The organism is Bacillus sp. 205(2023) (assembly GCF_037027485.1).
In the GTDB taxonomy this organism is placed as follows: Bacteria; Bacillota; Bacilli; order Bacillales; family Bacillaceae; genus Bacillus; species Bacillus halotolerans.
The window spans coordinates 312,404-318,766 of record NZ_JAXCHF010000003.1; the positions used below are offsets into that span (position 1 = coordinate 312,404).

Below are 6,363 nucleotides of genomic sequence, written 5' to 3' on the forward strand. Positions count from 1 at the left end.
TGGAGGTACACTTTAAAACGTTGATTTTATTTACGAAAGGGGTTAGACACTATGAAACAAGCTGTCTTCAAATCAACTGCTTTGAAAAAACCCGCTGACAAATCGTTCTCATTATTTTCGCTTACTTGGCCGATCTTTATTGAGGTCTCATTATATATGTTTATGGGTAATGCTGATACACTGATGCTCAGCCAATACTCAGATAACAGTGTGGCGGCAGTCGGCGTCAGCAACCAGATTTTGAATTTAATTATCGTGATGTTCAGTTTTATCGCAACAGGAACAACTGTTGTCATCTCACAATTTTTAGGATCCCGGAAAAAGAAAGAAGCTATGGAAGTCGCTTATGTGTCAATCGCAGCCAACTTCTTCATCAGCCTTGCGATCAGCGCTCTCATCTTTTTTGCGGCAGTTCCTCTGCTTCATATGATGGGATTATCAAATGAGCTGATGCCTGACGCTAAAGTCTTTTTACAAGTTGTCGGAGGTCTGTCCTTTATTCAGGCTTTAATCATGACATTCAGCGCGATCTTAAAAAGCTATGGCTACACAAAGGATACAATGTTTGTCACAATCGGCATGAACATTTTAAACATTGCCGGAAACTTCGTTGTCATTTTTGGCCTGTTCGGCTTTCCAGTTCTCGGCGTAGCGGGTGTTGCCATGTCCACATCTATCGCGCGTGTTATCGGATTAATCGCGATGATTGTCATTGTAAACAAACGCATTCAGCTGAAGATGTCGTTGAAAAAAGTATTTCATATGCATAAAGACCATTTGCGCAAGCTGCTGAAAATCGGCATTCCTTCAGCAGGCGAACAGCTTTCTTATAACCTTTCGCAAATGATTGTCACTTATTTTATTGCCATCATGGGGGCGCAGGCTTTAACAACCAAAGTGTATACGCAAAATATTACGATGTTTATTCTGCTATTCGGGACTGCGATCAGCCAAGGCACACAAATTTTAATCGGCCGCTATATCGGCGGCAAACAGTTTGACGCTGCATATGAGCGCTGCATGAAAAGCTTGTATTGGGCGCTCGGAATTGCTGCGGCCACATCTGTTTTGATGACAATCTTTTCAAAAGACCTTATCGGCATCTTCACACAAAGCCCTGATATCATTGCTACCGCAAGCCTTTTGATTGCGATGACCATCATCCTTGAACCGGGCCGCTCGTTTAATGTGATTATTATTAACTCTCTGCGCGCCGCGGGGGATGCGAAATTCCCAGTCTACATGGCGATGATTTCCATGTGGGGCATCGGCCTTCCGCTTGCTTATCTATTCGGCATTCATCTCGGTTTCGGGCTTGCCGGCGTATGGATTTCTTTTATCGCGGACGAATGGGTCCGGGGAATCTTAATGTACAGAAGATGGCGCTCACGGATCTGGATTCAAAAAGGTATGGCGTAACACCCGGCAGAACAAGCCGGGTGTTTTTTTACAGCTCGGACAGAATCATTTTTGCTTCGCTGTCTGTTAACGCATGCTTGTGTTCAAATACGTTGTACTGCTCCGTTCGGATTTTTTCCAGAATGGCTCGGTACAGCTGAGCTGCAGCTTTTACCGCTTTTTGAGAATACTGAGGGAAAATCGGCAGGGCATCCAGGCACTCTTCAAGGTAGGCCTCGGCTTCAAAAGCGATGTACTCCCACGTCATCGTGAACGCTTTATTGACGATGCCTTTTTGGAGATCGTCTTCTGTATAGCCGAATTGCTGCATCACCTGACGGGGAATGCGGTTTTTTTGATGCTGGTCCGTTCCGAGATTGTTTAAAATTCGAATCAGCTGTATGGCCAAGCCGAGAGAGACCGCTGCTTGTTTGAGCTGATCTTGATTTCGGCGCGTCAGCATCGGCAGCAGCATCAATCCCGCGTTTCCGCCCGTCTGATATGCGTCCATGAGCAGTTCATCAAGGGTTTCATGCGTCTTCGATTCATCTTTCTTTGCAGCAAGGAACTCCCGAAAAGGCTCGCTGTCTAATGTAAATGTCTGATACGCATGGTCGAACGCTTTCCACAAATCGTGTTTCCCGTTACTTGCCCTTTGAAAAACATGTTCAGCTTCAGCTTCAAATACAGGTATCGCCTTCTCATCTGCACTGGCTGCCGTATGGCAAAACGCCAAAACAGCCCAAGCAGCTTGTCTTTGCTTCAGCGGGAGAAATGAGAAAGCCAGGAAACAGGCTGGCGCGTATTCGCTTACAATCTGTCCGCACTGCTGATAAGCTTCTTTTATCTCTTTCATTTCTTTTCACTCCTATGTATCACTGCTTCTTCAAGTCTATTATGTTTTCTCCTAATTGTATATGAAGAAAAAGCCGATTCTTACTTTGTAAAAGTAACAAGAATGAAAAATGCGCAACATGCTGCTTCAATCATATAAACCTCGAATACCTAGTCTGAACAGGACCATCAACGAGATATGCTTTTTTATTTTTAATGCCATACAACAGATAGAGATTAAACACTTCTCAATCACTGCTTCAATAAAAGAGGAATCACGAAAAAAAGGGCTAATTGTTATTTAATACATTATAGTAATGGAGTGAGTTCAGTGATAAAATTTTTTGAATATAACTGGCAGGTTAGAGATCAATGGTTTACTTGGTGTCATCAACTAAGCTCTGAAGAGTTACTTAAAAACCATCTTGGCGGGGTAGAGAATATTTTATATACCCTTTTTCATATTATTGACGTGGAATATAGTTGGGTTCGTGCTATCCAAGGAAAAGAAGATATCGTTGTTCAGTTCGCTGATTATCATACACTCGATAAAGTGAAATCCCTCTCAAATACATTCCGAACTGAAATTATTGATGTTTTAGAAACACATTCAGAGCAAATAAAAGATGAACTTGTAAGCGTTCCTTGGGAGAAAGATGTTCTATATACGCGAGATGAAATATTACACCATATAATCGCTCACGAAATCCACCATATTGGTCAACTTTCTGTATGGGCTAGGGAATTAAAGTTAAGCCCAGTATCAGCTAGTTTTATCGGCAGAACATTAAAACCTATTCATTCATATTGAAGGAACGTGGGGACTTTGGCGCAACAACACTTCGATATTGCTGTTGTAAAAAAAGGATAGATAGAGCATATATTTCTCTGCCCATCTATCCTTTCTTATTTTAATCTATACATCTCCGGCTTTTAAAATAGAACCTACCTCTCGTCAATATCAATCCGATACGCCTCAAACCATGTATGAATTTGGGCAAGATGGGCGATCAGCTGCGGTCCTTTCATCAGCTGACCGTACCATGGTACCTGAAAGGAGGAGCCTTCCGTCTCTAAAAGCTGATCCAATTGGTTTCTGTCCAGCAAGGTATGGAGCACGGAGTCCTTTTGGCTCCTGATCGCTTCCAGCCACTCGCTGACTCCTTTTGTATATTCAGGATGGTGCGTTTTCGGATACGGGCTTTTTTTACGATATAAGATTTCATCAGGCAAAATGCCTTCAAGCGCTTTTCGCAAAATGCCTTTTTCCCGGTTGTCATGCATTTTCATTTCCCATGGGATATTCCAGACGTACTCAACGAGCCGATGATCTGCAAACGGCACCCGCACCTCAAGGCTCGCCCCCATGCTCATGCGATCCTTCCGGTCCAAAAGATTGGTCATAAACCAAAGCATATTTAAATAGAACAGCTGTCTCCTTGCTTTATCCTCACCTGTTTCACCGTCTAATAACGGCGTTTCGGCCAGGGTTTCTTCGTATTTTGCATGTACGTATTCCTTCAAATTCAATTTTTTCTGCCACGTATCGGAGAGCAGCTTCACCCGCTCTTCAGTTGATCTCATCCACGGAAAACCGGACTCAACGTCTGCTGTATGGAACCACGGATATCCGCCGAAAATCTCATCCGCGCATTCTCCTGACAGGCTGACGACAAAGTCCTTTTTGATTTCACGGCAAAACCATAATAGGGATGAGTCGACGTCAGCCATTCCCGGAAGGTCTTTGACCAGAACGGCTTCCTCCAAATGATCGACGAGATCTTTTTGGCTGATGACGCATTTATGGTGCGTCGTGCCGAAAGCCTCTGTCATTTTTTCAATCCACGGCCCGTCGTCATTCGGCTGAAAGGCGCTCGCTTGAAAAAATTTGTCGTTTTCTTCGTAATCAATCGAATAAGTATGAAGCGGGGCTTTTCCTTCCTTTTCAAAATGGCCTGCGGCAATGGCGGTAATCGCACTCGAATCAAGTCCGCCGGATAGGAACGTACAAACCGGAACATCCGACACTAGCTGCCGCGTCACCGCATCCTGAAACAACGACCTCACATTGGACACACTGTCTTCAAAGCTGTCCGTATGTTTCTCGCTTTTGACATTCCAATAACGCCATATGTTCAGTCCGTCTTTAGAAAACGTCAGCGCATGGGCCGGACGGACTTCATTAATGCCTTTAAACACGCCTGTCCCCGGGGTTCTGGACGGTCCGAGCCCGAAAATTTCCGAGAGACCCGTTCTGTCCACCCGCGCCTTCACCTCGGGGTGTGCGAGGATGGCTTTGAGTTCTGATCCGAAGAGAAAAGAAGAGCCTTGCTCCGTATAAAAAAACGGCTTCACGCCAAGACGGTCTCTCGCCGCAAACAGCAGATCACGCTTTTCATCCCACACGGCAAAGGCGAAAATGCCGTTCAAGCGATCCACACAATTCTCCTGCCATTCAATGTAGCTGTGCAGCAACACCTCGGTATCAGATGTCCGCTCGAACTGATGGCCCCGCGCCCGCAGCTCTTTGCGCAGATCTTCCGTGTTATACAGCTCACCATTGTAAATAATTGTGTACGTATCCCCTTTATAGGTGCATGCCATCGGCTGGCGTCCGCCTTCAATATCAACAACCGCAAGCCTTTTATGTCCGAATAAAACATGGTGCTCTCCCCAAACGTTAGAATCATCAGGCCCCCGTTTGGAAAGAGTGTCTGTCATTCTGTTCATCGTTTGTTTTTCTTGGACGAGCTGCTTTTTAAAGTCGACCCAACCCGTAATTCCACACATGTGATATCAGCTCCAATCCCGTTTCTTTCGGTATCAAATTCGTTTCTTTCAGCACCTTAGTAAGTTTATGCATCTATAGACAGATAGTTGATTTGTCCACAAAAGAGTTGTATGGGACAGGCTTGTATTGGAAAGAAAAGAGAGGAACGAAGAAAAAAGGAGAGCACTTCATTTATGAAACGAAAACAATTTCTATATAAAGATGAACAGAAATGGGAATACGGCACCATTCTGGTCGAAGACGGCATATGCTTAATCGAAAACCAGGAAGGTGATGTGCTGCTGGCGGAAAGTCTTCAAAACAGACCGATCTGGATTCAGCGCGAAGAAAAGTGGGAGCAGGCCGATTTCCAGGACAAAATGGTTCTGACATGTTGCGGAGAAGACATCTCCCTATCCGGCGGAGAATGCATACGCTATGAAAAATCGGTAAAACGTCCGCTTATGACGCTTCTGGATTCGCTGGATGATGAAACCTTTCTCGCTTTTTTGCAGCATTTGCACAGCTTTGGTTTATCGGTATTCGATTGCGTGTTTTCTTATAATAAAGAGGTCTTTTCGAATATCTCAGAGGAACAGGGTGTTTCCTTTTATCACTTTTCAAATGATACCGCCCAATGCGCGCTGCAGCACCATTACAGCAGAGGAACGGCTGGCGACCGGTTCGAATGGACGGCTTCCGATGGAAAACGTTCTATTATGTATTCAGCGGTCCAGCGGGGACGCAAATAAAAAAGCGGTGCTTCAGCACCGCTTCAGCTTGTAGAGAAAACGATGTTTTTTCTACAAGCTTTTTTGTTTCTTTAGATGCTTATTGTATTTTAGATACAGAAAAAGGCTCCCACATATCTATCCCTGCTTGGATAGGTATGTGGCAATCTTCTTCATGTTCTGGCATGCGGCTGTGAGGAGAACTTGTTCGCTCACATTTCGTTGTCCCCTTAACCTGCAATAGCGAAGCCCATGCAGCTGTTTTGAATCTGCAAAGCTTCGCTCTATTTTTTCTTTTCTTTTTTTGTAGAGGTTTTTTCCTGAAACAGACAAGCGATTTTGTCTGACCTTTTCTTTATGGTCTTCCCATACATGCCGAGTAATCACTTTCTGCCGATTCTTTGATTTTGTACAGTTTTCAAGCAGCGGGCATGAGGAACATATTTCAGGATTTGATTTATATGTCCGGTAGCCTTTTCGGTCAGTTGTTGAGTACGTAAGGGTTTGCTGGTTCGGGCAAATATATCTGTCTTGTTCACTGTCGTAATGAAATTTCCATTTTGGAAACAAGCCTCGGATAGGGTGATAAAGTCTATGTGCGATGACACCAAAGATTTGTCGGTCAGATAA

Annotated in this window: 5 protein-coding genes and 1 pseudogene; 3 read left to right on the plus strand and 3 right to left on the minus strand. The window is 44.3% G+C overall.

The window, feature by feature from the left end; translation table 11 throughout:
• Positions 1–51 precede the first annotated feature (51 nt).
• Complete coding sequence (locus WA325_RS12045) at positions 52–1,419, plus strand: MATE family efflux transporter (RefSeq protein ID WP_059293074.1); 1,368 nt, start codon at positions 52–54, stop codon at positions 1,417–1,419.
• A gap of 28 nt (positions 1,420–1,447) precedes the next feature.
• On the opposite strand, the pseudogene WA325_RS12050 reads toward WA325_RS12045, so the two are convergent.
• A pseudogene (locus WA325_RS12050) lies at positions 1,448–2,277 on the minus strand (phytoene/squalene synthase family protein).
• A 286-nt stretch (positions 2,278–2,563) separates the two neighbouring features.
• Here WA325_RS12050 and WA325_RS12055 point away from each other — a divergent pair.
• Complete coding sequence (locus tag WA325_RS12055; protein WP_105953763.1) at positions 2,564–3,043, plus strand: DinB family protein; 480 nt, start codon at positions 2,564–2,566, stop codon at positions 3,041–3,043.
• Positions 3,044–3,177: 134 nt separating this feature from the next.
• Here WA325_RS12055 and asnB read toward each other — a convergent pair whose 3' ends face one another.
• Positions 3,178–5,022, minus strand: a complete 1,845-nt coding sequence (asnB, locus tag WA325_RS12060) for an asparagine synthase (glutamine-hydrolyzing) (protein ID WP_336183677.1) — start codon at positions 5,020–5,022, stop codon at positions 3,178–3,180.
• A 174-nt stretch (positions 5,023–5,196) separates the two neighbouring features.
• On the opposite strand from asnB, the gene WA325_RS12065 reads away from it, so the two are divergent.
• Positions 5,197–5,754, plus strand: coding sequence for a DUF2777 domain-containing protein (locus WA325_RS12065; RefSeq protein WP_336183678.1), 558 nt, complete (start codon positions 5,197–5,199; stop codon positions 5,752–5,754).
• A 117-nt stretch (positions 5,755–5,871) separates the two neighbouring features.
• On the opposite strand, the gene WA325_RS12070 is transcribed toward WA325_RS12065, so the two are convergent.
• Positions 5,872–6,363, minus strand: a 492-nt coding sequence (locus WA325_RS12070) for a transposase (protein ID WP_336183679.1), incomplete at its 5' end; no start/stop codon positions are given.